The following is a 24,200-nucleotide window of genomic DNA, read 5'->3' as shown; positions in this document are numbered from 1 at the left end:
TTCCGGAGCCGCCCATGGCGCTCAAGACCAAACTGCTGCTCATCATTTTCGATGGCGTGCCCTACCGGAACTGGCGCCGGCTGATGGGCAATCTCGAAGGCTGGGTGCAATCGGGCGAGGCGCAGGTGTGGAAGATGCGCTCGGTGCTGCCGTCGACCTCGGCCTGCTGCTATGCCTCGATCCACACCGGCGTTTCGCCGCAGGAGCACGGCATCCTATCCAACGAGAACCGTTTTCTCGTCAACAAGCCGGATATTTTCTCCGAGGTCAGCAAGGCCGGCGGCAAGACCGGCGCGGTGACGCATTCCTACTGGTCGGAATTCTTTCGTTCCTATCCGTTCGATCTGGTCGAGGACATGGAGTATGACGAGCCCAACGGACCGATCGCGCATGGCCGCTTCCACACCATGACCGGCTATAATGCCCGCAACCAGATGACGCCGAGCGATGTCGATTTGTTTGCGACGCTGACCATGCTGACCCGGCGCCATGATATCGACTACGGGATCCTGCACACCTGCACGCTCGATTCGATGGGCCATCGCTTCGGCCATGACTGCCACGAAATGGACCATGCCTGCTATGCGATGGACGGCATGCTGGCAGCCTTCCTGCCGGGCTGGCGGCAAGCCGGTTACGAGGTGATCGTAACCGCCGACCACGGCCAGACAGACCGCGGCCATCATGGCGGCCGCGACGATGAAATGCAGGATTTCGCGCTGTATTATTTCGGAGCCGGCAAAGGGCCGGATCCGGACACGCTGCTTGATCAGCTGCAACTGGCGCCGACGGTGCTGAAGCGGCTGGGTGTGCCGGTGCCGGAGACCATGAAGGCTAAGCCGTTTTTGGGGTGACGGAGGTCGTCGCTGAGCCGCCGTTCGCTACCCCCTCTCCCCGTCACTATACGGGGAGAGGGTAAGGGTGAGGGGCAGCGCAACATCAAACATAAATACCCCAACGCCGGTGCCGCCCCTCATCCGGCTGCCGCTGTCCAGCCGATAGATGGGTAACACTTTGAACCGGATACATAGGTGACACTTCTCTCCCCCTATGCGTCCGCCGCAGCGCCAAGCGGATTGGTTGGCGCGGCGCTGCGGCGGACAAGCTTCATGTGCCGTGTGTCGATGATGCCGAGCGGGTGGGCATGGAATGAGAGTGTCCATTGTCTGTCTTCGGTCTCCAACGCAGCGACCGGTTCGCCCGCCAGCGCTTGCGAGACATATATGAAGCCGCCATTCCATCGGATCTCGCCATTGTGGCGCACGCGGCGGACCGAGGCCTCGGCCGGATAGACGGGCTCGGGTGGTGTCCTGGGCATGGCGCGCTGTGAGGACCGGTAGTGCTGGGCGGGCGTATCCATGCCCAGCGCCTCATGGGGACGTTCCTCATTGTAGCTGTGGCGGAAGGTCTCGAAGGCCTGGCCCTGTGCCGTTCGGTCGGCTTCCGGTGCCTCGGCCATCGGCAGCATGGTCAGGTGAAAGCGCTCGTGACGTCCGTTCTGCTGTGGCCTGCCGGGTGCGATCCGCTCCAGGGTGATGCCGAGCTTGATGAAGCGCACGACAAGCGGCGTCAGCCCGGTGACGCCGGCCGATGCGAAGGGCGGGCCATTGTCGCTTCTGAAGCGATCCGGCAGGCCATGCTCTTCAAACAGCCGTTCGAACACCGGCCAGGCTTCGCTATCGGCCGTCGACCCCGTCGCTTCGAGCGCCAGAAGATAGCGGCTCGACGCATCCATCACCGTCAAGGGTTCGCAACGCCAGCCGTCGCGGGTCCGGAACCAGCCCTTGTGATCGCCAGTCCACACCGCGTTCGGTTCTTGCGGCTGTGGCCAGGGTCCATTGCCGCAGGCCCGCAGGCGGGGTCGCTTGCGGGCGCGGACAAGCCCATGCCGCGCAAGGATCGCGCCGACCGTCGAGGCTGAAGGCCACATGAACTCGGGAGCCGTGCGCCTGAGCCGTGCCACGATCTTCTTTGGACCCCAGAGCGGATGCAGCTCCTTGGCCGCCACAATCCGCTCAACCAGATCCTGAGCTGTCGCACGGCCATGATTGAGCGGGGCTCGCGGCAGGTCGTGCAAACCCTCAGGCCCAAACGTCCGATAGCGTCCTAGCCATTTGTAGCCGTTCTTGCGTGAGATCCCGTAGGCCGCACAAAGCGCAACCATCGTCTCATCCCCAGAAAGACACTCCACAACAAACCGTAGCCGCTCGTCCATGATGCCAGTCTCTCGCCAAACCATCGCCGGTCCTCCGGCGGACAAGAAAACTGTCACCCATGCTATCGGTCCATTCTGTTACCTATCTATCCGGTTCGGACACCGCCACCTTCTCCCCGTATAGTGACGGGGAGAAGGGAGACACTCTGGCAACACTCACCTTCTTCGGTTAGCTTCGCCAAAATTCCTTGGCGGAAGGATGAACCTTTTTGAACCTATCGGCGACAGAGCAGACAGGAGCCAGGCGGCTCGACCGGCCATGACGGCAGCGACCGAGACTGATCGCGCGCTTGTCGACCGGGTCGCGAAGGGCGACCGTGCCGCTGTTCGGCTGCTGTTCATGCGTCACCACGCGCGGGTCTACCGCTTCGTGGTGCGCCAGACGGGATCGGAAATGATGGCCGACGATATCGCAAACGAGGTCTTTCTCGAGCTGTGGCGCCAGGCGCCCGGTTTCGAAGGGCGCTCGGAAGTCTCGACATGGCTGCTCGGCATCGCCCGGTTCAAGGCGCTGTCGATGCTTCGCAAGAAAAAAGAAGACTGGATCGATGACGACGATGCGGCGCAGGTTCCCGACGGCGCCGACACGCCGGAAGTCGCCACCATGAAGGAAGACAAGGGCGCCGCTTTGCGGCGCTTCGTCGATGCCTTGCCGGAGGAACACCGCTCGGTGATCGACCTTGCCTATTACCATGGACAGTCGGTGACGGAGATTGGCGAGGTGCTCGGCATCCCGGTCGCCACCGTCAAGACCCGAATGTTCTACGCCCGCAAGAAACTCGGCGAAGCCCTCAAGGCCGCCGGTTACGACAGGGGGTGGCCATGAGCAATCCTGAAGACATGAGCGCCGCTGAAAAAATGTCGCGCCGTGACGAAATGGAAACGCTGCTGCCGTTCTACCTGAACGGCTCGCTGGAAGGCTCGGACCTCGAAGCCGTCGAGGAATGGCTGGCGTCCGATCCGGCGGCGACGGCGGCGCTTGGCGAGGCTGAGGCGGAATTCTCCGGCGCCACCGCCGCCAACGAGGCGATCCGGCCACCGGCCGATGCGCTCAGCCGCTTTGCCAGGGCGCTCGACGCCGAAGCCGGACCGGTCCGCGCTCCCGCGGGCCGTTCCTGGCTGGCGCAGGCACTCGGCCGTTTCATGGCGGTGCCGGTCGGTGTCGCCTGGGCGGCAGCGGCGGTGCTGCTGGCGTTGGTCGTGGTGCAGTCCTACGTGCAGACCGGCGGCAAGAGCCATGATTTCGAGGTTGCCGGCGCCGAGGATGATCTGGCGAAACTGCCGTTCGCGCTGGTCAAGTTCAAGCCGGATGCGAAGATGTCCGACATCGCTGTCTTCCTCGACCAGAACGCGCTGAAGATCGCCGGCGGGCCGGCCGCCTCGGGCGTCTTCCGCATTGCCATCCCGGTCAAGACCGGAGCAGACTACACCAGGCTCGTCGGCCTTATTGCCGCCCAGCCGTTCGCGGAGACTGTGATCGAGGGAAGGAAACCGGTTGATGGCAGCTAGGGCGGTCATTCGATTTGCGGCGATCCTGGTGGCGGCGACGACAATCGTCGCCGTGCCGGCGTCGGCGCAGACCAATGATCCCAATGCCGGCCGGGCCGACTGCACCGACGCGGCCGGAGCGGCGGCTGCCGACTGCCCGAAAGACGGCAATGAGGCCAACGTCGGCGGCGAACCAGGCGCAGTTACCCTTCCGGCCCTGATCGTCGACCTGTTTCCCAACCCACCGGCTCCCGTAGCGCCCGTGCCGACGCCGCGGCCGTCAGCGCCGCCTGCCGACACGCAGGCCGGGCCACCCGCCGGCGGGGCGATCGTTTCGCCGACCGATCTTGTCGCGACCGCGCCGCGCCGTGCCATCGCCGGCGAGTTCGTGCCCGACGAGGTGCTGGTGACCGTCGACGGCGATGCCGGCGCCGTCCAGCAGATCGCCGCCTCCTTCGGCCTTGAAGTGCGCTCGCAGCGCCAGTCGCGGCTGCTCGGCACCACGCTGGTGCGCTTCGGCATTCCCGACGGCCGCCCGGTCGGCGCCGTGCTGGCGCAGCTGGCCGCCGATGGCCGCACCCTGCGGCGCGAGCCAAACCATATCTATTCGCTGCAGCAGGCGGCCGGCATCGTCAACTATGCCTTCGAGCGCATTCAGCTCGACAACAAGCAAGCCAGTGGCGAAAACGTGCGCATCGCCGTCATCGACACCGGCATAGACGACACCAATCCGGCGCTTTCCGGCGTCATTGCTGATCAGTTCGACGCCATGCCCAACGTGCCGGTCGAAAAGCGTGACCACGGTACCTCGGTCGACGGGCTGATCGCCGGCGTCGGCGCGCTCGAAGGCATGGCGCCCGGCGCCAGGATCTATCACGCCCGCGCCTTCGAGGACGGCAGGTCGACCATGGATGTCATCTTGTCGGCGCTCGACTGGGCGGCGGACCAGAATGTCAGCATCATCAATATGAGTTTCGTCGGCCCCAAGAACGATCTGCTCGCCACCGCCTGCCGCAATGCGCGCGGGCTCGGCATCATCCTGGTCGCTGCTGCCGGCAACAACGGGCCGAAAGCGCCCTATGGCTACCCCGCCGCCTATGACGGCGTGATCGCGGTCACCGCCACCGACGCCAAGGACGGGCTGATGCAGCAGGCCAATCGCGGCGCTTATGTCTTCATCTCGGCGCCCGGCGTCGAGATGGTGGCGCCGAGCGGCGCCGGCTCTGACGTCGTCACCGGCACCTCATTTGCCGCCGCGATCGTGTCCGGCGCAATCGCCAACCTGATCCACGCCTCACCCGAGCGCTCGGCCGACGATATCGAAAAGGCGCTGGCCGCCACCGCCAGGGATCTCGGTCCGAAGGGACGGGACAATGATTTCGGTTATGGGCTGCTGGATACGAAGGCGGCGGCGAACAAGTAAACCGGGCGAATTTCGCGCCACCAATTCAGAGCGCCGGACCCAGCCGGACAGGGCTGCCATCATAGAAGCGCGACAGCCGGAAGCGGCTGAGGTCGTGCCCGGTCTGGTTTCCCTGGATCATGTCGGAAACGACGCGGCCTATCCCAGGCCCGATGCCGAAGCCGTGACCGCTCATTCCCGTCGCGACGAAAAGACCACCGACGGCCGCCACATGATCCACGATGGGGACGACGTCGGGCATGGCGTCGATCATGCCGCCCCAGCCTGCCTTCAGGCGAACCGTCTCGAGCTGTGGAAAAAGACGTCCGAAATTGCGTTCTATCGAACGTAGACCGGCTCGTTCAGGGGGCGGGTTCAGCACCCGCATTTTTTCGAAAGGACTGACGGAATCCGGTGCCCAATCGCGCGGCGTCGACCACGCATCAGGGTAGCCTGACGGCGCGAACGGAAAGTAGCGCGTCCCGAACGGATTGTCCCTGAGGGCGGGAAGGTATTTGGTGGCGTGCCGGAATGCGTCGGGCCCCAAATAAAGCAAATGGCTGCCGCCCGCGGCGAGCGTGTAGCCGCCATCCTGCCGGCGCCGGAACGCGATGTGTTCGTCGGCCGCCGCACCGGCATAGATCTCAGCCAAGGGGTCCGTTGCGGCTGCGGTTACCCTGACGCTGAGCTGGGGGATGGAGATGCCGTGTCTGCGCAAGAACAGAGATGACCAGGCGCCGCCCGCGACCAGCACGCTGGAGGCCTCGACATACCCCGCCTCGGTCCACACGCCCTTGATCTTGCCGCCTGAGATTTCGAGGGTTCGCGCGGCACAATTCTCGACGATTTTGACGCCTTTTCGCGCGGCGAGCCGGGCAAGTGCCGGCACTGCCAGCCAAGGCTCCGCGCGCATGTCGGAGGGCGTCGTCATCGCGCCCTTGAATTTGCGCGACATGCCTTTGATGAGTGCCGCGGTTTCGTCTGCATCCAGGAGACGGGTGTCGAGCGCATGCGTCGCAGCGATCTTCATGAACGCTTCGAAGCCGGCCATGTCCTTGTCGGTGTTCGCGAGGTAGGTCACACCTGTCTGGGTCAGGCCGATGTCCTCGCCGCATTCCTCAGCCAGTTGCCGCCACAGGCGAATAGCCTCGATGACGATGGGCAGCTCGTCGGCGTCGCGTCCCTGCTTTCGAATCCAGCCCCAGTTTCGGGACGACTGTTCGGCCGCAATGCGTCCTTTTTCCAGCAGCGTCACCGGGATGTTCCGCTGTGCCAGGAAAAGCGCCGTCGTCACACCGATGATGCCGCCACCGACAATGACCACCTCCGACGTTTTCGGCGGTGGGCCAGGATGCCGGATTGGATCCGTTTCGGAGAACGGGAATATGGGCAAGTGGCGCACCCTGAGGACTGGTTGATGGCTCTGGCTTACTGGTTGCCACCCACTCGAAGCCAAATCAAGGACAGGTCCAGGCAGACCGTTGTCCCAACGAAGTCAATCTATCTGCGGGCAACATCCACATGGGTGAACTTGCCCAGCGGAGCAATTGGATTAATCCCTAAACCGGCGCGCCGGCGACCGAGCCTCTCACCACCAGGTCGACAGGCCAGACCTCGCCCCGCGCCCCTTCTTCCAAGCCGGAAATGCGCGCTGCCAGGCGTTCGGCGATGCGGGCGCCGGCGAGGCGGATCGACGAGCGCGTCGTCGACAGCGGCACGGAAAAATTCTCCGGCTTCAGCCATGGAAAGACGTCGTCATGGGCAATCAACGACAGGTCGCCGGGAATGGTCAGGCCAAGGTCGCGCACCGCGCGCACGACGCCGAGCGACATGATCAGGCTGGAGCAGGCGATCGCCGTCGGCCGCTCGCTCTGTTCGAGCAGGCGCCTGGCGGCGCGGTAGCCGTTCTCCTCGGTCATGTTGAGTGAACAGACATGGCGCTCGCCGAGCGTCAGGCCGCTCGCGGCCAGCGCCCTGCGCATGCCGCGCTCGCGGTGGATGGCGAAGGTCTCGCGGTCGTCGCCATTGATCAGCGCCAGCCGGCGGTGGCCGAGCTGAACCAGCAGCCGGGCGGCGTCGTGGAAGCCGCCCTCATTGTCGATGTCGGTGAAGGGGTAGTCGAAATCGAAGCCTTCGCTGCGGCCATGGACGATGAAGGGAATGCCGAGCGTGTTGACCAGCGCCACCCGCCGGTCGGCCGGGCGCGGCGAGGAGATGTAGACGGCGTCGACCTGGCGGTTGGCGACGATGCGGCGATAGGTGGTTTCCTGGTCGTCGGCATCGGCCGGCGACAGCACCAGGTCGAGCTCGTGCGAGCGGGCATAGTCGCCGAGGCCGGAGAGGAATTCGACGAAATGCGGGTCGATGTCGACGGAGGCGCCCGTCGGCAGGACATAGCCGATCATGCCGGTCTTGCCGGTCGCCAGCCGGCGCGCGCTCGGGTTGGGCCGGTAGCCGTGGCGCTTGGCGGCATCCACCACGCGCCGGCGGGTTTCCTCGTTGACCTCCGGATAGCCGTTGAGCGCACGGCTTACCGTTGTCTGCGACAGGGCCAGCATATGAGAGAGCTGCTTCAGGTTCACTGGGAGGCCTCCAAGCCTCAAAGCGCTTTTAATTTTTAAGCCACGCGGCGCCACAATGGGCGCGGCCGAGCTGGTCGACCATACGCACTGGTCCGGCCAGTTTGAAGCTTAATACGCTGCTGCACCGCCGTAAAACTGTGCTGCAGTGCACTTCACCAAGTCTTGCGGCCCGAAATTAAATCGATTAGCCCACCGCCCTCTTGACTTCCAGCCGATTCAATGGCGAGATCAAAACGGCCAAAGCGCTTTGGAAGACTCTTCGAAAGGTTGCGGTTCCTTTCTGAACGAGTCACAGTCCTGCAGCGTCGGCGGGCGGAATGGAGGTTCCGTCCGGGTGTATGTGTCCACACTGGGAGGAATACCGATGAAGAAGATGCTTCTGCTTGGCGCAGCGTTTGCCACGCTCGCCTTGTCCCTGCCGGCGCAAGCCGAACTGAAGTTCAAGCCCGGGGAAGACAAGCGCTTCAACTGGGCCAATTACGAAGAGCTGAAGAAGGTCGATCTCAAGGGCGAGACGCTGACCATCTTCGGGCCCTGGCGCGGCGAGGACGAAGGCCTCATCCGCACTGTTCTCGAATATTTTCAGGAAGCCACCGGCGCCGAGATCAAATACTCCTCGTCGGAAAATTACGAACAGCAGATCGTCATCGATACCCAGGCCGGCAGCCCGCCCAATATCGCCGTACTGCCGCAGCCGGGCCTGATCCAGGATCTGGCGTCCAAGGGCCTTTTGACGCCGCTGGGCGACGACACCGCCAAATGGATCAAGGACAATTACGGCGCCGGCCAGTCATGGGTCGATCTCGGCACCTTCAAGGACAAGGACGGCAAGCCGGGCTTCTTCGCCTTCCCTTACAAGGCCGACGTGAAATCGCTGGTCTGGTATTCGCCCGACAATTTCGAGGAAGCCGGCTACAAGGTTCCCAAGACCCAGGAAGAGCTCGCCGACCTCGAGAAGAAGATCATCGCCGACGGCGGCACGCCGTGGTGCATCGGCCTCGGCTCAGGCGGCGCTACCGGCTGGCCGGCGACCGACTGGGTCGAAGACATCATGCTGCGCACCCAGGCGCCCGACGTGTATGACAAGTGGGTAAAGAACGAGATCCCGTTCAACGATCCGGCGGTGGTCAACGCCATCGACATTTTCGGCAAGATCGCGACCGACGACAAGATGGTCGACGGTGGGGCCAAGGCGGTTGCCGCGACCGACTTCCGCGACAGCCCGAAGGGCCTCTTCTCGGTGCCGCCGAAATGCTACCTGCACCATCAGGCATCGTTCATCCCGACCTTCTTCCCGGAAGGCACAAAGGTTGGACAGGACGCCGACTTCTTCTACTTCCCGCCCTATGCATCCAAGCCCCAGCTGGGCACGCCTGTGCTCGGCGCCGGCACGCTGGCCATGATCACCAAGGATTCGAAGGGTGCACGCGCGTTCATCGAATTCCTGAAAATGCCGCTGGCACATGAAATCTGGATGGCCCAGGGCGGCTTCGTCACGCCGCTCAAGTCGGTCAACAAGGATGCCTATGCCAGCGACGCGCTGAAGAAGCAGGGCGATATCCTCGCCAATGCCTCGACCTTCCGCTTCGACGGTTCGGACCTGATGCCGGGCAAGATCGGCGCCGGCGCCTTCTGGACCGGCATGATCGATCTGGTCGGCGGCAAGTCGGCGCAGGATGTCGCCACCGACATCCAGAAGAGCTGGGACGCTATCAAGTAGTCAGCTGGCAAGCAGTCAGCTGGCAAGTAACCACTGCCAAGTAATCAGCCGCTTTGGCGGCAAATCAGGACTTCCTCCACAGACTGGGTCCGGGCCGCTATGGCCCGGATCCGACCGGCGCCTTACGCCGGACCGATTTGCGTTCGTTCGTTTCAGAATAACTTAAATCGGCGCAGAGCCACATCGCCAGGGCTGTTCAAGGCCCGGCCGATCATGCGCAGGGAAGAGGGACCCATGGCTGCTCAGATCTTATCGGCCATTTTTGTCATCATCATCGGCGTCGGCGGCTGCGTCGCCTATTTCTGGGGCGCCAACAAGCTGGTCGACCTGATATTCCCGTCGCGCGGCGTGGCCGGGGCTGCGGCCATCGACAATCTGCGCCGGCAAGGACTGGTCCGTCCGTGGCTGTTCGTCGGCCCGGCGATGATCATCCTCACCGTCTACCTGATCTATCCGGTGGTGGCGACGCTCTGGCTGTCCTTCCTCGACCGCGGCGGCCAGCATTTTGTCGGCTTCGCCAACTATGAATGGGCGTTCGGCGACCGCGAGTTCCGCAACTCGATCCTGAATAACATCATCTGGCTGGCGGTGGTGCCCGCCGCCTGCACCTTTCTAGGGCTGATAATCGCCGTGCTCACGGACAAGATCTGGTGGGGCACAATCGCCAAGAGCCTGATCTTCCTGCCGCTGGCGATCTCCTTCGTCGGCGCCAGCGTGATCTGGAAATTCATCTACGAATATCGCGGCGAGGGCCAGACGCAGATCGGCCTGCTCAACGCCATCATCCAGTATTTCGGCGGCCAGCCGCAGGTCTGGATATCGCTGCCGTTCTGGAACAATTTCTTCCTGATGATCATCCTGATCTGGATCCAGACCGGCTTTGCCATGGTCATCCTGTCTTCGGCGTTGCGCGGCATCCCCGAAGAGACGCTTGAAGCCGCGGTCATCGACGGCGCCAATCCGTTCCAGATCTTCTGGAAGATCATGGTGCCGCAGATCTGGGGCACCATCGCCGTGGTCTGGACGACGATCACCATCCTGGTGCTGAAAGTGTTCGACATCGTGCTGACCATGACCAACGGCCAATGGAACAGCCAGGTGCTGGCCAATCTGATGTTCGACTGGATGTTCCGCGGCGGCGGCGATTTCGGCCGCGGCGCCACCATCGCCATCATCATCATGATCGCGGTCATCCCGATCATGGTCTGGAACATCCGCCAGGCGAACAAAGAGACGGGAGGACATTGAGATGGCCGTCGCGACCGGAAAGTCCTTTGCCAGCCGCTTCGGCGTCCACATCGCCGTGCTTGTCTTCGTCGCCGTCTGGACCGTGCCGACGCTCGGCATCCTGGTCTCGTCGCTGCGCGACAAGGACCAGATCATCGCCTCGGGCTGGTGGAACTCGTTCTCCAGCTCCAGCCAGACTGAAGCCGGCCGCCTGCCGCCGGCCTCGGCGCAGGTCGAGAAGGACGGCAAGTTCGTGCTTGCCGGCAATATCTTCGGCGACGGTGCTGCGCGCAACATCAGCGCCTTCGGCGTCAAGTCGGCGGCACCGACGCAATATCCGGCCGGCACCACTGCCGATCTCGGCGACGGCGTGACCTTGCAGCTCAATGCCGACGGCACGTTCGTCATGAGTTCGCCCAAGGCTTTCGAAGGCGACCGTGGCCAGCGCGTCTATTACGCCTCGTCGGCGCCACCGAAATTCACCACCGACAATTACAAGACCGTGCTGTTTTCGGAGGGCATCGGCCGCTCGTTCATAAACTCGCTGACCGTTACCATCCCGGCGACGGTCATCCCGATCCTGATCGCCGCCTTCGCCGCCTATGCATTGGCGTGGATGCGTTTTCCCGGCCGCGCCTTGCTGATCGCCACCATCATCGGCCTGCTGGTGGTGCCGTTGCAGATGTCCTTGATCCCGCTTTTGAAAATCTACAACGGCGTCGGCATATTCTTCGGTGTGCCGTCGAAAACCTATCTTGGCATCTGGCTGGCGCATACCGGCTTCGGCCTGCCCTTCGCCATCTATCTCCTGCGCAGCTATATTGCCGGCCTGCCGCGCGAGATCATGGAATCGGCGCGCATAGACGGCGCCAGCGATTTCGAAATCTTCGTCAAGATCGTGCTGCCGCTGTCCTTCCCGGTGCTGGCGTCCTTTGCAATCTTCCAGTTCCTGTGGGTGTGGAACGATTTGTTGGTGGCAATGGTTTTCCTCGGTACCGAAGGGGACCAGATCGTGCTGACCGCGAAGCTCAACGCGCTGCTCGGCTCGCGCGGCGGCGACTGGGAAATCCTGACGACATCGGCCTTCGTCACCATTATCGTGCCGCTGATCGTGTTCTTCTCGCTGCAGCGCTATTTCGTCCGCGGGCTGCTGGCCGGCTCGGTCAAAGGAGGTTGAGACTTATGCAAGCCGCTTTGAAGGCGACCTCGAAGCCCGATCTCGCCGTCGATCGCGACTGGTGGCGGGGCGCGGTGATCTACCAGATCTATCCGCGCTCCTATCAGGACTCCAATGGCGACGGCATCGGCGACCTCAAGGGCATCATCCGCAGGCTGCCCTACATCGCCTCGCTCGGCGTCGACGCCATCTGGATTTCGCCCTTCTTCAAGTCGCCGATGAAGGATTTCGGCTACGACGTCTCGGACTATTGCGACGTCGACCCGATGTTCGGGACGCTCGCCGATTTCGACGCGCTGGTTGCGGAAGCCCATCACCTCGGCCTCAAGGTGATGATCGACGAGGTGCTGTCGCACACCGCCGACAACCATCCATGGTTCAAGGAGAGCCGCGCCAGCCGTAGCAATCCCAAGGCCAACTGGTATGTCTGGGCCGACGCCAGGCCGGACGGCACGCCGCCCAACAACTGGCTGTCGATCTTCGGCGGCTCGGCCTGGCAGTGGGACACCAGCCGCCAGCAATATTATCTGCATAATTTCCTGTCCGAGCAGCCGGACCTCAACTTCCACAATCTGGAAGTCCAGGACGCGCTGCTCGACGTCACCCGCTTCTGGCTGGAGCGCGGCGTCGACGGCTTCCGCCTCGACACCATCAATTTCTACTTCCACAGCCAGGGGCTGGAGAACAATCCGCCGCTGCCGCCCGAAGAGCGCAACGACCAAACAGCACCTGCGGTCAATCCCTACAACTACCAGGACCATATCTACGACAAGAGCCGGCCGGAAAACCTTGCCTTCCTCGAACGGTTCCGGGCGCTGCTCGACGAATATCCGGCGGCCGCCGCGGTCGGCGAAGTCGGCGATTCGCAGCGTGGGCTGGAAGTGGTCGCCGCCTACACCGCCGGCGGCAAACGCGTCCACATGTGCTATTCCTTCGATTTCCTGGCGCCGGAAAAGATCAGCGCCGCCAAGGTGCGCCAGGTGCTGGAAGCCTTCGGCAAGGTCGCCAGCGACGGCTGGTCGTGCTGGGCCTTTTCCAACCACGACGTGATGCGTCCGGCCTCGCGCTGGGCCGCCGACGAGGCCGACCCGGCCGCCTATCTGAAGGTTATCTCGGCGCTGCTGATGTCGCTGCGCGGTTCGGTCTGCCTCTATCAGGGAGAGGAGCTTGGGCTGGGCGAAGCCGAGTTGCAGTTCGAGGATCTGCAGGACCCCTACGGCATTCGGTTCTGGCCCGAATTCAAGGGCCGCGACGGCTGCCGCACGCCGATGGTGTGGGATGCAACCGCCAGCAATGGCGGCTTTTCGACGGCCAAGCCCTGGCTGCCGGTGCCGGGCAAGCACTTGTCGCAAGCGGTCAATGTTCAGCAGGGCGACGCGGCCTCGCTGCTCGAGCACTACCGGCGCTTTCTCGGTTTCCGCCGCCAGCATCCGGCCCTGGCCAAAGGCGACATCGAGTTCATCGAAAGCGAGGGCGACACCGTCGCCTTCACCCGCCGTGAGGGCAATGAGCAGATCGTCTGCGTCTTCAATCTGGCCAGCAAGCCGGCCGAGGTCGATCTCGGTGGTCAGGCGCTGCTGCCATTGGCCGGGCACGGTTTTTCGGGACAATCCGGCACAGGTTCCATCCGCCTCGGCGGCTACGGCGCCTGGTTCGGGCGCATCGACTGAGTTTTTGACGAAACTGGATTTTTTGAGGAAATCCAGGTTCTCTAGGGAAATCACTGGGAGGAAATTATGGCCGATGTCACGCTGAGACAGGTGAAGAAATCATACGGCAATCTGCACATTCTCCACGGCATCGACCTCGACATAAAGTCGGGCGAGTTCATCGTCTTCGTCGGCCCGTCGGGTTGCGGCAAGTCGACCTTGCTGCGGTCCATCGCCGGGCTTGAGGAGATCACCTCCGGCGAGCTGAAGATCGCCGGCGAGGTGGTGAACGACGTGCCGCCTTCCAAGCGCGGCATTGCCATGGTGTTCCAGTCCTATGCGCTCTATCCGCACATGACCGTCTACGACAACATGGCCTTCTCGATGAAGATCGGCAAGGAAAGCAAGGCCGAGATCGACAAGCGGGTGCGGCAGGCCGCCGAAATCCTGCAGCTGACCAAATATCTCGACCGCCTGCCCAAGGCGATGTCGGGCGGCCAGCGCCAGCGTGTCGCCATCGGTCGCGCCATCGTGCGCAATCCGAAAGTGTTCCTGTTCGACGAGCCGCTGTCGAATCTCGACGCGGCGCTACGCGTCGCGACCCGCATCGAGATCGCCAAGCTCAAGGAATCGATGCCTGCCACGACCATGATCTACGTCACCCACGATCAGGTCGAAGCGATGACGCTCGCCGACCGCATCGTCGTGCTGAAGGATGGCCATATCGAGCAGGTCGGCACGCCGATGGACCTCTACAAGAAGCCCGGCAATCTGTTCGTTGCCCAGTTCATCGGCTCGCCGGCCATGAACATCCTGCCGGCGACGATCGACAGGACGGGCAACCCGACAATCGTCAGCCATGTCGGCGGCCGCAAGGCAACGGTGCCGATCGCAACGCCGGCGTCAGCCAAGGGTGCGGCAGTCAGCTTCGGCGTGCGGCCGGAGGATCTGTCGGCCGCCACCGGCGCGGAATATCTTTTCGAGGGCGTGGTAGACTATGTCGAGCAACTCGGCGAGGTGCAGCTTGTCTATGTCGATATCGGCCGCGCTGACCTGCCGTTGGTGACCAAGCTGCCCGGCAATGTCGAGGTCAAGCGCGGGGCAAAGCTGCGACTGACCGCGGATGCCGGGGACCTGCACATCTTCGACGCCGATGGGCACTCCTTCTCGCTCAAGCCGGTGGAAGTGAAGGCGGCTTGAGATAGCTGCGTCGTACAGGCATGAAAAAAGAGCGGCGGGCCAGGCCCGCCGCTCTTTTTTTAAGCTTCGGCTGTTAGTTGTTGCCGAACCGATCCCTGTCGCTGCTCTGAGGAACGAACTTCTGTTGGTCGTTCGACGAGTTCAGCAGCTTGTAGACCGCCGAGTTGGTGCCGGTCGACGAAGTGCGGGTGGTGTCGACGGCAGCGGCCGGCTGGTTGGCGCCATTGGAGCCATAATTGTCGCTGCCGGCAAAGGCAGCGCTCGAAACAGCCAGAACGGCTGCGGTGGCAAGAACGATCTTCTTCATTTTAGTCTCCTGAATTTTTCTGATGCCGCCAGCTGCAGCGGATAAGCCCGCCACGTGCTGGAAACCGGCTTTTAGCGGCCGAAAAGGTTACGGTCGGCACCGTGGGCAGGCGCCTGCTCGGCTGGAGCCGACTTCTCAACCGAAGCCGTATGGCCACTATCGGTCGACGTAATCGCAGGCTGGTTGGCGCCGTTCGAACCGTAGTTGTCGCTGCCGGCGAAAGCGCTGCCGGAGATGGCCAAAACGGCGGCGGCAGCAAGGATGATCTTTTTCATTTCAATACTCCTGAATTTTTTGGGATCCCGAGAGCGACGGGTTAGCCGCCCTTCTTTGGTCGGGATCAGCGATTGCCGTAGAGGTCGCGGTCGGCGCCCTGAACGACAGGCTGCTTGTCAGCGTGCGCCGGCTTCTGAATGGAAGCCGTATACGAGCTGTCGACCGAGACGGCTGGCTGGTTCGCACCATTGGAACCGTAATTGTCGCTACCGGCGAAGGCGCTGCTGGTGATCGCCAAAACGGCTGCGGCAGTGAGGATGATCTTTTTCATTTTTAGTACTCCAGTTTGTCTGTCCGTCTAGCGGCGTGTCTTGGGAGGAATTCGCGTCGTTCGGACAGCCCCGATGTGGGAAAGCCATAGGCTGGTTTCCAATCACGAAGTTGTTCCGTGTGGACCACGGTCCTGCACCTTGAAATTGTGCCAGGAAGTTCCTCTATGGTCATTTATCGCATTGTTTTCAGTTGCTTATGTCGAACCGAGTGGTTCGCTCCGGTGTGGGTTTCCGGGCCGTCGTTCACACCGTCCTGCACGCATTGTCAACAGAAACGAACCGTTCGGTTCGATTAGAGATTGCTAATAGTAACTTTTCGATACCGTTGAGCCCTTTTTGCCCCAGATCGGAACTGGATCCGCAGCGATTCGAAACGGCGATGATAGCGCCGCAAGACAGGATCTCAGCCCTTCGGTGGTCGGCGGGGCGTATGCCGCGCGTGTCGCGCCGCATGGATATGATGTCGCTTTCATGCCGACGTCGCGATCGCTGCCGTGATTAGATGATCGCATCTCAGGTGCCGCTTCGTGACGACGCAGCGGAGAATTGGGAAGCCGGTCAGAATCCGGCGCTGCCCCCGCAACGGTGGTGGAGTTGAAGTCGCAACGGGAGACCACTGGGCAAGAGCCTGGGAAGGTGTCGCGATGGTCCGCAAGGACAACTCCAGAGCCCGGAAACCAGCCCGAGATGCATAGACTCGACTGATCGCGGTGGGCGGTCAAGAGGTGGATAGTGCATGTCCGGCGCCGCGCCGGCCTGCGTCCGATCCTTCCTCCATCACCACCAAGTTCAGTCCTTAAACCACGAGGACAGAACTATGGATACGCGCAACGACATGCTGAGGCTCCTGAACGGCCGCAAGCAAGGCTTTTCGCTGGAACAGCCCTTCTACACCGACCCGGACTATTTCAAGCTCGACATGGAGCTTATCTGGTATCGCGACTGGCTGTTCATCGGCCATGATTGCGAACTGCCGAAGCCCGGCAGCTATATCACCGTGCAGATCGGCGATTATCCGGTGGTGCTGGTCCGCGACCAGAAGGGCAACATCAACGCCTTTCACAATTCCTGCCGCCATCGCGGCAGCCGTGTCTGCAACACTGAGAAGGGCATGGCGGCAAAGCTTGTCTGCCCCTATCACCAGTGGACCTACGAGCTTGACGGCCGGCTGCTGTTTGCCCGCCAGATGGCCGACGGTTTCGACAAGAGCCAGTTCGGCCTGAAGCCCGTCGCCTGCGAGACCGTCGGCGGCTACATCTTCATCTGCCTGGCGAAAGAACCTGCCGACTTTGCGCCGATGCGCGCCATGATAGAGCCCTACCTCAAGCCGCACCGGCTGAATGAAGCCAAGGTCGCCTTCGAGAGCACCATCATCGAGAAGGGCAACTGGAAGCTGGTCTGGGAAAACAACCGCGAATGCTATCACTGCGCCGGCAATCATCCAGAGCTGTGCAAGACATTCCCCGAAGCGCCGACGGTGACCGGCGTGCAGGGCGCCGACAGCGATCCGGAGATGCTGGCGCACTGGGCGAAATGCGAGGCGGCGGGCCTGCCGAGCAAGTTCCGCATCGATCCGGCCGGGCAATACCGCGCCACCCGCGCGCCGCTGCTGCGCGATGCCGTCAGCTACACGATGTCGGGAAAGCGCGCGGTGACGAAGAACCTGTCCGACACTGTTGCTGCCGACCGCATCGGCACCTTGATGCACTACCACTATCCGACGACTTGGAACCACATACTGATCGACCATGCGGTCACCTTCCGGGTGCTGCCGATCAGCGCCACCGAAACCGCGGTGACGACCAAGTGGCTGGTGCACAAGGATGCGGTCGAGGGGGTCGACTACAACCTTGAGGAGCTCACCCATGTCTGGACCGAGACCAACGACCAGGACCGCCGCATCGTCGAGGAAAACGCCTTCGGCATCCTGTCTCCGGCCTATGAGCCCGGCCCCTATTCGGAGCTGCACGAGGGCGGCGTGATCCAGTTCGTCGAATGGTACGCGGCCTTCATCGGCCCGCGCCTTGCCGAAGGTGGCAGGCCGGCGCTGCGCAGCGTCGCGTGAGCTGGAGCAGGCGAAGAAGGACCGGAGGATGAATGCGATGACGGATCTTGGGCTCTATCGCCATCTCGACCAGATGGCGCCCTGGAACGATAGGCTGCAGGTGCTGGAAGTGATCGGCGTCAGCGACGAGGCGCCTGACGTCAAGACCTTCACCTTCCGCTCCGACAACCAGACCTGGTTCCGCTACAAGCCGGGCCAGTTCCTGACGCTGGAACTGCCGACACCGGACGGGCCGCTGATGCGCACCTATACGCTGTCGTCGTCGCCATCGCGGCCGTTTTCGATCGCGGTGACGGTCAAGGCGCAGGCCGGCAGCATCGGCACGCGCTGGATGTTCGACCATCTGGTGCCCGGTTCGCATGTCAAGGCCTACGGACCGGCCGGCGACTTCTCGTTGCACAGCCACCCGGCGGCCAAATACCTGTTCATTTCCGCCGGCTCCGGCGTGACGCCGATGATGTCGATGCTGCGCTGGCTGAACGACTGCGCGCCATGGACCGATGTCGGTTTCGTCAACTGCGCGCGGCGTGCCGAAGAGATCATCTTCCGCAAGGAACTCGAACTGCTCGGCGGCCATATGCCCGGCCTGTCGCTCGGCTTCATGATCGAGGAACGTTCCAGCCGCGAGGGCTGGTACGGTCATATGGGGCGCATCGACGCGATCCGGCTGCCCTTGCTGGCTCCGGATTTCCGCGAGCGCGAAATCTTCTGCTGCGGCCCCGATCCGTTCATGCGCGCCGTGCGCGGCATGCTGGATGCCGCCGGCTTCGACATGACGAAATACCATCAGGAGAGCTTTGCCGCGCCTGTGATGGAGGAAATTCCGGCGCCGTTTGCCTCCCCGGTCGAGGACGGCATCGCTGCACCTGTCGAAGCCGTGACGCCGATCCGCTTCTCGCTTTCGGAGGTCGATGCCGGCTGCGTCGCCGGCCAGACCGTGCTGCAGACCGCGCGCAGCTCGGGCGTGCGGATTCCCGCCGCCTGCGAGTTCGGCCTGTGCGGCACCTGCAAGGTGAAGAAGGTCTCCGGCGAAGTCGAGATGAGCCACAATGGCGGCATCCTCGACCACGAGATCGATGACGGTTTCATCCTTGCCTGCTGCTCGAAACCGTTGTCGGCGCTCGAAATCGAGGCTTGAGCCGGTCGACTTCGCCGCAACGGTCGCCGACGCAGGCGTTGTGTTCGCGGGTCTTTGTCTTGCCAAGCATAGGCCGAGTGATTTAGACGCACTTAGGAAGGGCTGGGCAGACCGTGAAGCCGGCGCATCCCTTCAGGGCGCATGGGACGGGGGACAGAGCGATGCAACAGCGGGTCTACGCGGTCGCAAGCAAGGACATCGTTTTCGAATCATTCGATGGCGAAGCCGTCGTTCTCGATCTTTCGAACGGCAAGTATTTCGGCTTTTCCGATTCCGGCAGCCGGGTCTGGCAGGCTTTGTCGTCCGGCGTCGCCACTGAAGCGCTGGTCGGAGCTGCCGCGGGCGCCGCAAAAATAAGCCTGGCCGACCTCGAAAGCTTCGTTGCCCGACTGCTCGATTTCGGGTTGCTTGCGCCAGCCGAAACACCGGCACAACCGCTTTCGGGCGAGCTGTCGTCTGCGCTTGCTGCCAGCAATGAGCCGCTCAAGGTCGATGTCCATGACGACCTTGCCGATCTCATCATTGTCGACCCGATCCATGAGGTCGAGGAACCTCTCGGCTGGCCGGCGGTGAAACAGGCATAATTGTTTCCCTAAAGCGCGTCGCGTTTGAACGGACTCAGGCGACGCGGTTTAGATCTTTGATTTTATGCATGTCGTCGTCTCAAAACCGGGGCCACCCCGAGCGACATGCATCAGGCGACCCGGCGCAATTCTGGACGCTGAACAACCAACACATGCCTTTGATCACGCTGCAAACCCTGCCGGATTATGCCCGCCATGTGCTGGCGGCCGCGGAAAGCGCCGCCGCCTTCTATCCCGTTGCCGCCAGCGTGCGGTTGCTGGGACTGGACCTGAGTGTCCACCTCGACCATGGCACGCTGGCGGAAGCCATGAGCCATGCCTTCATACCGGCCCCGGAAAATCCGTCTGCATCTGACGGCTGCCGCATTTTCGTCGCCCACCCGGGCATCGATGGCGTCCTCGCCCCGGCCACCTGGGGCCGAGGCGATTACAACCATCATGCCTTTGCCAACCGGCTGGAAGAGGCCGGATTGCGCGGCAGCTACTATCATGACCTCGATTTCTGGCAGTTCCATGATCCGCAACGCCATGTCGGGGCGCAGCTGATGATGGCGGCCGAGGCCTTTCCGCCATGGGAACAGGCGGCGCCGCTGCGCGCCTTCCTGCATTGGGAATATGCGGCGCGCGGCATGCGGCTTACCCATGCCGGCACGCTGGGCATCGATGGCAAGGGCGTGTTGCTGGCGGGCTCCGGGGGAGCCGGAAAATCGGGAACAGTCGTCGCCGGCCTGCTCAATGGGCTCGATAGCGTCGGCGACGACTATGTGCTGATCGACCGGACCGGGGGGGTGACGGCCTATCCGCTGTTTGCCACGCTCAAGCAGGATCCGGAGGGCTTCAAGCGGCTGAAGCTGGAGGAGCGGCTAAAGTCGTACCAACCGCTGAACTGGCAAGGCAAGCATGCCTTTCACATCAACGAGATCGCGCCTCGACCAACTCCTCCAAGTCTGGACATTATTGCTTTGATAGTGCCCCATATCAGGGGAGGTGCGAGAAGCTCGGTCATGCCCATATCGCGCAAGGATGCCATGATCGCCCTGGCGCCGTCAGGAATCGTGCAGATGCCGGGCGAGCGGGAAGCGGGCTTTCGCTTTTTCAGCGAGCTTACCCGCGATCTGCCATGCTACCGGCTGTCGCTGGGGACCGAGCCGCGCGAGATCGCCGGCACGATTGCGGATTTCGTCCTTCGGGGCTCCGCATGAAGTTGAGCGTCATCGTGCCGGTCTGCAATCGGGAGATCTATGTCGTTTCGACGTTGCGGTCCCTGCTCAGGCAACGCGACGATGCCGATCTCGATATCATCGTTGTCGACGATGGCTCGACGGACAGCTCCGTTGAAGCAGTCCGCGCCATCATGCGGGAAGCGTCGTGCATCCGCCTGTTCCAGCAGGCAAACCAGGGCGTGGCCAACGCGCGCAACACAGGGCTGAGGCAGTTGCTGCCGCAAACCGAACTGGTGTCGTTCCTGGATTCGGACGACGTCTCGCCGGCTGGACGATTCAAGGCTGGCCTACCCCTGTTCGCGGCCGACCCTGCGCTCGAGCTGACCTACTCGCTGATGACGCGCGTCGATCTCATGGACGACGAAGCCCTTCAGCCGGCACCGGGCGGCGCAGGTCCCACCGTGCGCGGCGTCAGCCTTAGCGCCGGGATATTCCGCAGGGCACTCATCGACCGTACAGGTGCTTTCGACGAGGAGTTCCGGCAGGGCGAAGACGCCGACTATCTGCTGCGCATTTTCGAAACCAGCCCAAAGCACATTTTTCCCGACACCGTCGCGGTATACTACCGGCGCCACCCCGGCAATTTGACCAAGCAAAGGGATGTGGCGGTGCGCGAATACCTACGTGTAATTCAGAAATCCTTGCGGCGGCGCAAGGCCGATCCGTCGCGGCGCCCGGTCGAGGGGCTTTTCGAGATCAAGCGCCCGGCAGAGTGGTGAAAGAATGAATAGATCACAGTCTGGAATGCGTGCGTGAAGCTGAGCGTGATCATGCCGGTCTACAACCGCGAACGCCATGTCGGCTCGGCGCTGCGCTCGCTGCTGAGGCAGCGCGATGCCGCCGATCTCGACATCATCGTTATCGATGACGGTTCGACCGACAGTTCGGTGGCGGTCGTGCGCTCGCTGATCGCGGAGGCGCCGTGCATTCGCCTTTTCCAGCAGCAGAATGCCGGGGTGACGCGGGCACGCAACGCGGGCTTGCGGCAATTGCTGCCGCAGACCGGGCTGGTATCGTTTCTCGATTCCGACGACATTTCCCCGCCGGGCCGCTTCAAGGCCGATCTGACCTGTTTCGACGCAGACCCCACCCTCGAGCTCACCTATTCGCGCATGACGCTGGTCGACGACATAGATGACGATACGCTGGAGCCGACAGCCGACAGCCACTCGGTGACGGTTCGCGGCATTCACCTGTCGCCCGCTATCTTCGTCCGGCGGTTGGTCGAACGCATCGGCAGCTTCGACGAGGATTTCCACCAGGCCGAGGACACCGACTATCTGCTGCGCACTTTCGAAAGCGGGCCGAAATTCACGATGCCCGACACTGTTGCGCTCTATTACCGGCGCCATCCCGGCAACATGACCAGGCAGGCCGATGTTCCTTTTCGCGAATTCATGCGCGCCGTCTACAAGTCGATGAAACGGCGCGAGGCCGACCGCTCCTTGCACCCTGTCGACGGCATCTTCGATTTCAAGGAACTTGCGAATTGGCGTTTCCTGTGATGGCCAGCTACGGCGTCGTCATTCCGGCCTTCAACGCGACCGCCACCATCGCCGAGACGCTGCGATCGGTCGCGGCCCAGACGGTCCAGCCCGACGCCATAATCGTCGTCGATGACGGCTCGACCGACGATACGGTCGCGGTGGTCAATGCGCTGGGCATGCCGGTGCAGGTGTTGCGCCAGGACAATGCCGGACCAGGCAGCGCCACCACCAGGGGCATCGCCGCGCTGGCGACGCCCTTCGTCGCCACGCTCGATGCGGACGATCTGTGGCTGCCGACCAAGATCGAAAGGCAGCTGGAGCATTTCGAGCGGTTTCCCGCGACGGCAGGAGTCTTTGCCCACTGGCGGACGTTTCGCGATGACAAGCCCGATGTGCAACAGGACGTGGCGGTGGCGGGCTGGTCGCGCACGACGATGATGATCCGCCGGGAGGTAGCCGAGGCCGTCGGTCCGATCATCGACCCGCAAGGCGGTCGCGGCGACATGGTCGACTGGATCGCCCGTGCCCGCGAGGCGGGCTTTGCGCTTGCCATGCTCGACGATGTCCTGACCTTGCGCCGCATCCGGCCCGACAGCATGTCCTATGGACGCGACCCCGTGCGCGACCGCGGTTATGTCGAAGTCGTAAGGCTGGCCATGCAAAGGCGAGCAGCGAAAAAGGCGAGCGCCGACTGATGGCCAATGCCATGCGCCGTATCGGCCGTCGGTTTCCGGACTATGGTTGGTCATGGCCCACTGGCGGCCTCGACCAGTTGCTGAAGGCCGCATTGCTCCCCGATGAAGAGGCGGCCGGGGCCTATGCGGCGCGCTGGCTCGACGAGAACGATATCGACCATGCTGCTTTCCGCGAGCATCGGCTGCTGGCCGCGATCTCCGACAGGTTCGGCCGCAAGCTCGCTGGGCATCCGGCCTATCCACGTCTTGTCGGCCTGCAAAAGATGCTGTGGACCAAATCGCGACTGGCTGCGCGCGAGGCCGAGCCGGCGCTACAGGCCATGATCGACGCCGGCTGCGCGGTGATGCTTATCAAAGGCGCCAGCCGCATCGCCGTCAAAGCGTCGGCGCAGCGCGGCCGGGTGGCGCATGACATCGACATACTGGTGCGCTCGCAGGCCATGATTGCCGCCTTCGATGTGCTTAGCGAACGCGACTGGCAGATCGCCACCGGCGTCAGTCCGCAATATCTGCGCACCAGGCTGGCGTCCTTGCGTTCGATGAATTTCTTCAAGGGCAGTTTCGGCGACATCGACCTGCACCAGCTCGCTTATGACGGGTCGCAGCAGAGCACCGAAGACGATCTGGCGGTCTGGCGGCGGGCGCTGTCAGCCGACTTCAATGGCGTCCGCGTGCTTGTGCCCTCTCCGGCCGACCGCATGGCGCTTGCCATCGCACATGGCGGCCTCGATGCCCACACCCACAGCGACTGGCTGGTCGACTGTGCGGTCACCATCGAGAGTGGCGCAGTCAACTGGGGCGTGTTCGCCGACATCATCGCCAAGCGGGGCCTCGCCGTCGCCGCGGCGGTGGCGCTCTCCTATCTCTGCCTGGAGATCGGCATTGCGGTGCCGGAGGCCGAACTTGCAAAGACGATTGAGTTGGCCGACCGCGCCGGCCTGTCGCGCTGGTCCTCGGTGCTGCAGGCAAAGCCGCGCACCGATTTCGGCGGCCTCGTTTGGCTGTCGCGCGGCTTTGCCAAGCAGTTGCGCCTCAAACGCAAAAAGGGCCGCCTGCAGCAGCCGACGCCCGCCGTCTGGCGCGGCAGGCCGACATTGCGCAAGGCAAGAGCGACGTCGGCGCCGTTTGCACTTTCCCAGCCCCTGCCGCGTCCGGACAGGACTGGAGCGATGGTGCTGGACGTCACCGTCAGGATCGTCGTTCCACCAATCCGGCGCCGCATCGAGATGGAAATCAATGCCGGCGGCGGCCATGTCGCCCGCCTGCGTTCCATGGTGATCAGCCGCGCCGGCGGCGGACGTGTGCTGCGCTTTCGCGGCAAGGTAACGGTGGACGACACCGGCCGGCCTCTGGTGATCGAGGCACGGCCATCGCGCCAGTTCCGCAACTGGGACAATGAGGCCGAAGTCGCCGCCTATGGCGCGCTGCCGTTCCAATTGCTGTCGGCAAGGTTTTCACCCGCCTGAGAGCGGGTGGCTGTTTCCATGAAACGG

The 24,200-nt window shown here is 63.0% G+C and carries 23 protein-coding genes and 1 riboswitch; of the genes, 17 read left to right on the top strand and 6 right to left on the bottom strand.

Annotated features, from left to right (window positions below; all coding sequences use genetic code 11):
- Window positions 1–14 precede the first annotated feature (14 nt).
- The gene (locus NLY42_RS05020; protein WP_023755806.1) at window positions 15–854 is read left to right on the top strand and encodes an alkaline phosphatase family protein; all 840 of its coding nucleotides are present in this window, start codon (window positions 15–17) and stop codon (window positions 852–854) included.
- 194 nt (window positions 855–1,048) lie between these two features.
- On the opposite strand, the gene NLY42_RS05015 is transcribed toward NLY42_RS05020, so the two are convergent.
- Window positions 1,049–2,239: an integrase core domain-containing protein gene (locus NLY42_RS05015; RefSeq protein ID WP_286489087.1), complete on the bottom strand. Its 1,191-nt coding sequence runs from the start codon at window positions 2,237–2,239 to the stop codon at window positions 1,049–1,051.
- A 235-nt stretch (window positions 2,240–2,474) separates the two neighbouring features.
- Here NLY42_RS05015 and NLY42_RS05010 point away from each other — a divergent pair, with 235 nt between their 5' ends.
- Genes NLY42_RS05010 through NLY42_RS05000 form a run of 3 tightly spaced genes read left to right on the top strand, consistent with a single transcriptional unit; the run spans window position 2,475 to window position 5,126 of the window.
- A complete protein-coding gene (locus tag NLY42_RS05010) occupies window positions 2,475–3,041 on the top strand; it encodes a sigma-70 family RNA polymerase sigma factor (RefSeq protein ID WP_023683483.1) in 567 nt (188 codons plus the stop codon).
- A gap of 14 nt (window positions 3,042–3,055) precedes the next feature.
- A complete protein-coding gene (locus tag NLY42_RS05005; protein ID WP_023755564.1) occupies window positions 3,056–3,724 on the top strand; it encodes a hypothetical protein in 669 nt (222 codons plus the stop codon).
- Window positions 3,714–5,126, top strand: a complete 1,413-nt coding sequence (locus NLY42_RS05000) for a S8 family serine peptidase (RefSeq protein ID WP_023711314.1) — start codon at window positions 3,714–3,716, stop codon at window positions 5,124–5,126. Before NLY42_RS05005 ends, NLY42_RS05000 begins: the two co-directional genes overlap by 11 nt.
- Window positions 5,127–5,151: 25 nt before the next feature.
- Here the strand turns inward: NLY42_RS05000 and NLY42_RS04995 are convergent, their stop codons facing one another.
- Window positions 5,152–6,498, bottom strand: coding sequence for an NAD(P)/FAD-dependent oxidoreductase (locus NLY42_RS04995; RefSeq protein WP_023755565.1), 1,347 nt, complete (start codon window positions 6,496–6,498; stop codon window positions 5,152–5,154).
- 166 nt (window positions 6,499–6,664) lie between these two features.
- A complete protein-coding gene (locus tag NLY42_RS04990) occupies window positions 6,665–7,687 on the bottom strand; it encodes a substrate-binding domain-containing protein (protein WP_023755566.1) in 1,023 nt (340 codons plus the stop codon).
- A gap of 364 nt (window positions 7,688–8,051) precedes the next feature.
- Here NLY42_RS04990 and NLY42_RS04985 point away from each other — a divergent pair, with 364 nt between their 5' ends.
- The 5 genes from NLY42_RS04985 (at window position 8,052) to NLY42_RS04965 (ending at window position 14,660) form a co-directional block, all read left to right on the top strand.
- The gene (locus NLY42_RS04985) at window positions 8,052–9,407 is read left to right on the top strand and encodes an ABC transporter substrate-binding protein (protein ID WP_023755567.1); all 1,356 of its coding nucleotides are present in this window, start codon (window positions 8,052–8,054) and stop codon (window positions 9,405–9,407) included.
- A 234-nt stretch (window positions 9,408–9,641) separates the two neighbouring features.
- On the top strand, window positions 9,642–10,655 hold the full coding sequence (locus NLY42_RS04980; RefSeq protein ID WP_023668891.1) for a carbohydrate ABC transporter permease: 1,014 nt from the start codon (window positions 9,642–9,644) through the stop codon (window positions 10,653–10,655).
- A 1-nt stretch (window position 10,656) separates the two neighbouring features.
- Complete coding sequence (locus NLY42_RS04975) at window positions 10,657–11,811, top strand: carbohydrate ABC transporter permease (protein WP_023668890.1); 1,155 nt, start codon at window positions 10,657–10,659, stop codon at window positions 11,809–11,811.
- Between the two features lie 5 nt (window positions 11,812–11,816).
- Window positions 11,817–13,481, top strand: coding sequence for a beta-galactosidase BglA (bglA, locus tag NLY42_RS04970; protein ID WP_031244853.1), 1,665 nt, complete (start codon window positions 11,817–11,819; stop codon window positions 13,479–13,481).
- A 66-nt stretch (window positions 13,482–13,547) separates the two neighbouring features.
- A complete protein-coding gene (locus tag NLY42_RS04965) occupies window positions 13,548–14,660 on the top strand; it encodes an ABC transporter ATP-binding protein (RefSeq protein WP_023668888.1) in 1,113 nt (370 codons plus the stop codon).
- 73 nt (window positions 14,661–14,733) lie between these two features.
- Here NLY42_RS04965 and NLY42_RS04960 read toward each other — a convergent pair whose 3' ends face one another.
- The 3 genes from NLY42_RS04960 to NLY42_RS04950 all read right to left on the bottom strand — a co-directional run bounded on the left by NLY42_RS04960 (window position 14,734) and on the right by NLY42_RS04950 (window position 15,514).
- Entirely contained in the window at window positions 14,734–14,967 is a 234-nt protein-coding gene (locus tag NLY42_RS04960; RefSeq protein ID WP_023715518.1) for a DUF680 domain-containing protein, read from the bottom strand.
- Window positions 14,968–15,038: 71 nt separating this feature from the next.
- Window positions 15,039–15,242: a DUF680 domain-containing protein gene (locus tag NLY42_RS04955; RefSeq protein WP_023668886.1), complete on the bottom strand. Its 204-nt coding sequence runs from the start codon at window positions 15,240–15,242 to the stop codon at window positions 15,039–15,041.
- Window positions 15,243–15,307: 65 nt separating this feature from the next.
- On the bottom strand, window positions 15,308–15,514 hold the full coding sequence (locus NLY42_RS04950) for a DUF680 domain-containing protein (RefSeq protein WP_023755569.1): 207 nt from the start codon (window positions 15,512–15,514) through the stop codon (window positions 15,308–15,310).
- A 499-nt stretch (window positions 15,515–16,013) separates the two neighbouring features.
- Window positions 16,014–16,215, top strand: a riboswitch (cobalamin riboswitch).
- A 117-nt stretch (window positions 16,216–16,332) separates the two neighbouring features.
- On the opposite strand from NLY42_RS04950, the gene NLY42_RS04945 reads away from it, so the two are divergent.
- The 8 genes from NLY42_RS04945 to NLY42_RS04910 all read left to right on the top strand — a co-directional run bounded on the left by NLY42_RS04945 (window position 16,333) and on the right by NLY42_RS04910 (window position 24,173).
- Entirely contained in the window at window positions 16,333–17,580 is a 1,248-nt protein-coding gene (locus NLY42_RS04945) for an aromatic ring-hydroxylating oxygenase subunit alpha (RefSeq protein ID WP_023755570.1), read from the top strand.
- Between the two features lie 37 nt (window positions 17,581–17,617).
- The gene (locus NLY42_RS04940; protein WP_023755571.1) at window positions 17,618–18,718 is read left to right on the top strand and encodes an FAD-binding oxidoreductase; all 1,101 of its coding nucleotides are present in this window, start codon (window positions 17,618–17,620) and stop codon (window positions 18,716–18,718) included.
- 161 nt (window positions 18,719–18,879) lie between these two features.
- Window positions 18,880–19,302 (top strand): PqqD family protein, encoded by a 423-nt coding sequence (locus NLY42_RS04935; RefSeq protein ID WP_023696905.1) that lies wholly within the window; start codon window positions 18,880–18,882, stop codon window positions 19,300–19,302.
- 152 nt (window positions 19,303–19,454) lie between these two features.
- Window positions 19,455–20,504 (top strand): hypothetical protein, encoded by a 1,050-nt coding sequence (locus NLY42_RS04930; protein ID WP_023755572.1) that lies wholly within the window; start codon window positions 19,455–19,457, stop codon window positions 20,502–20,504.
- Window positions 20,501–21,244: a glycosyltransferase family 2 protein gene (locus NLY42_RS04925; protein WP_023755573.1), complete on the top strand. Its 744-nt coding sequence runs from the start codon at window positions 20,501–20,503 to the stop codon at window positions 21,242–21,244. The genes NLY42_RS04930 and NLY42_RS04925 overlap by 4 nt, the downstream gene beginning before the upstream one ends.
- A 33-nt stretch (window positions 21,245–21,277) precedes the next feature.
- On the top strand, window positions 21,278–22,030 hold the full coding sequence (locus tag NLY42_RS04920) for a glycosyltransferase family 2 protein (protein ID WP_023755574.1): 753 nt from the start codon (window positions 21,278–21,280) through the stop codon (window positions 22,028–22,030).
- Window positions 22,015–22,707 (top strand): glycosyltransferase family 2 protein, encoded by a 693-nt coding sequence (locus NLY42_RS04915; RefSeq protein ID WP_245260725.1) that lies wholly within the window; start codon window positions 22,015–22,017, stop codon window positions 22,705–22,707. The genes NLY42_RS04920 and NLY42_RS04915 overlap by 16 nt, the downstream gene beginning before the upstream one ends.
- Window positions 22,707–24,173 (top strand): nucleotidyltransferase family protein, encoded by a 1,467-nt coding sequence (locus NLY42_RS04910; RefSeq protein ID WP_023755575.1) that lies wholly within the window; start codon window positions 22,707–22,709, stop codon window positions 24,171–24,173. Before NLY42_RS04915 ends, NLY42_RS04910 begins: the two co-directional genes overlap by 1 nt.
- The last annotated feature ends 27 nt before the right edge of the window (window positions 24,174–24,200 follow it).

The organism is Mesorhizobium sp. C372A, assembly GCF_030323245.1.
In the GTDB taxonomy this organism is placed as follows: domain Bacteria; phylum Pseudomonadota; class Alphaproteobacteria; order Rhizobiales; family Rhizobiaceae; genus Mesorhizobium.
This window is presented reverse-complemented; position numbering and strand designations above follow the sequence as displayed.

What these genes read in the sequence shown, in the direction of transcription:
- NLY42_RS04925 (WP_023755573.1), top strand. Translation starts at nt 20,501, where the DNA reads ATGAAGTTGAGCGTCATCGTGCCGGTCTGCAATCGGGAGATCTATGTC.
- NLY42_RS04955 (WP_023668886.1), bottom strand. Translation starts at nt 15,242, where the DNA reads ATGAAAAAGATCATCCTTGCTGCCGCCGCCGTTTTGGCCATCTCCGGC.
- NLY42_RS04965 (WP_023668888.1), top strand. Translation starts at nt 13,548, where the DNA reads ATGGCCGATGTCACGCTGAGACAGGTGAAGAAATCATACGGCAATCTG.
- NLY42_RS04950 (WP_023755569.1), bottom strand. Translation starts at nt 15,514, where the DNA reads ATGAAAAAGATCATCCTCACTGCCGCAGCCGTTTTGGCGATCACCAGC.
- NLY42_RS04985 (WP_023755567.1), top strand. Translation starts at nt 8,052, where the DNA reads ATGAAGAAGATGCTTCTGCTTGGCGCAGCGTTTGCCACGCTCGCCTTG.
- NLY42_RS04910 (WP_023755575.1), top strand. Translation starts at nt 22,707, where the DNA reads ATGGCCAATGCCATGCGCCGTATCGGCCGTCGGTTTCCGGACTATGGT.
- NLY42_RS04945 (WP_023755570.1), top strand. Translation starts at nt 16,333, where the DNA reads ATGGATACGCGCAACGACATGCTGAGGCTCCTGAACGGCCGCAAGCAA.
- NLY42_RS05020 (WP_023755806.1), top strand. Translation starts at nt 15, where the DNA reads ATGGCGCTCAAGACCAAACTGCTGCTCATCATTTTCGATGGCGTGCCC.
- NLY42_RS05010 (WP_023683483.1), top strand. Translation starts at nt 2,475, where the DNA reads ATGACGGCAGCGACCGAGACTGATCGCGCGCTTGTCGACCGGGTCGCG.
- NLY42_RS04940 (WP_023755571.1), top strand. Translation starts at nt 17,618, where the DNA reads ATGACGGATCTTGGGCTCTATCGCCATCTCGACCAGATGGCGCCCTGG.
- NLY42_RS04975 (WP_023668890.1), top strand. Translation starts at nt 10,657, where the DNA reads ATGGCCGTCGCGACCGGAAAGTCCTTTGCCAGCCGCTTCGGCGTCCAC.
- NLY42_RS05015 (WP_286489087.1), bottom strand. Translation starts at nt 2,239, where the DNA reads ATGGTTTGGCGAGAGACTGGCATCATGGACGAGCGGCTACGGTTTGTT.
- NLY42_RS04960 (WP_023715518.1), bottom strand. Translation starts at nt 14,967, where the DNA reads ATGAAGAAGATCGTTCTTGCCACCGCAGCCGTTCTGGCTGTTTCGAGC.
- NLY42_RS04935 (WP_023696905.1), top strand. Translation starts at nt 18,880, where the DNA reads ATGCAACAGCGGGTCTACGCGGTCGCAAGCAAGGACATCGTTTTCGAA.
- NLY42_RS04980 (WP_023668891.1), top strand. Translation starts at nt 9,642, where the DNA reads ATGGCTGCTCAGATCTTATCGGCCATTTTTGTCATCATCATCGGCGTC.
- NLY42_RS04930 (WP_023755572.1), top strand. Translation starts at nt 19,455, where the DNA reads ATGCCTTTGATCACGCTGCAAACCCTGCCGGATTATGCCCGCCATGTG.
- NLY42_RS05005 (WP_023755564.1), top strand. Translation starts at nt 3,056, where the DNA reads ATGAGCGCCGCTGAAAAAATGTCGCGCCGTGACGAAATGGAAACGCTG.
- bglA (WP_031244853.1), top strand. Translation starts at nt 11,817, where the DNA reads ATGCAAGCCGCTTTGAAGGCGACCTCGAAGCCCGATCTCGCCGTCGAT.
- NLY42_RS05000 (WP_023711314.1), top strand. Translation starts at nt 3,714, where the DNA reads ATGGCAGCTAGGGCGGTCATTCGATTTGCGGCGATCCTGGTGGCGGCG.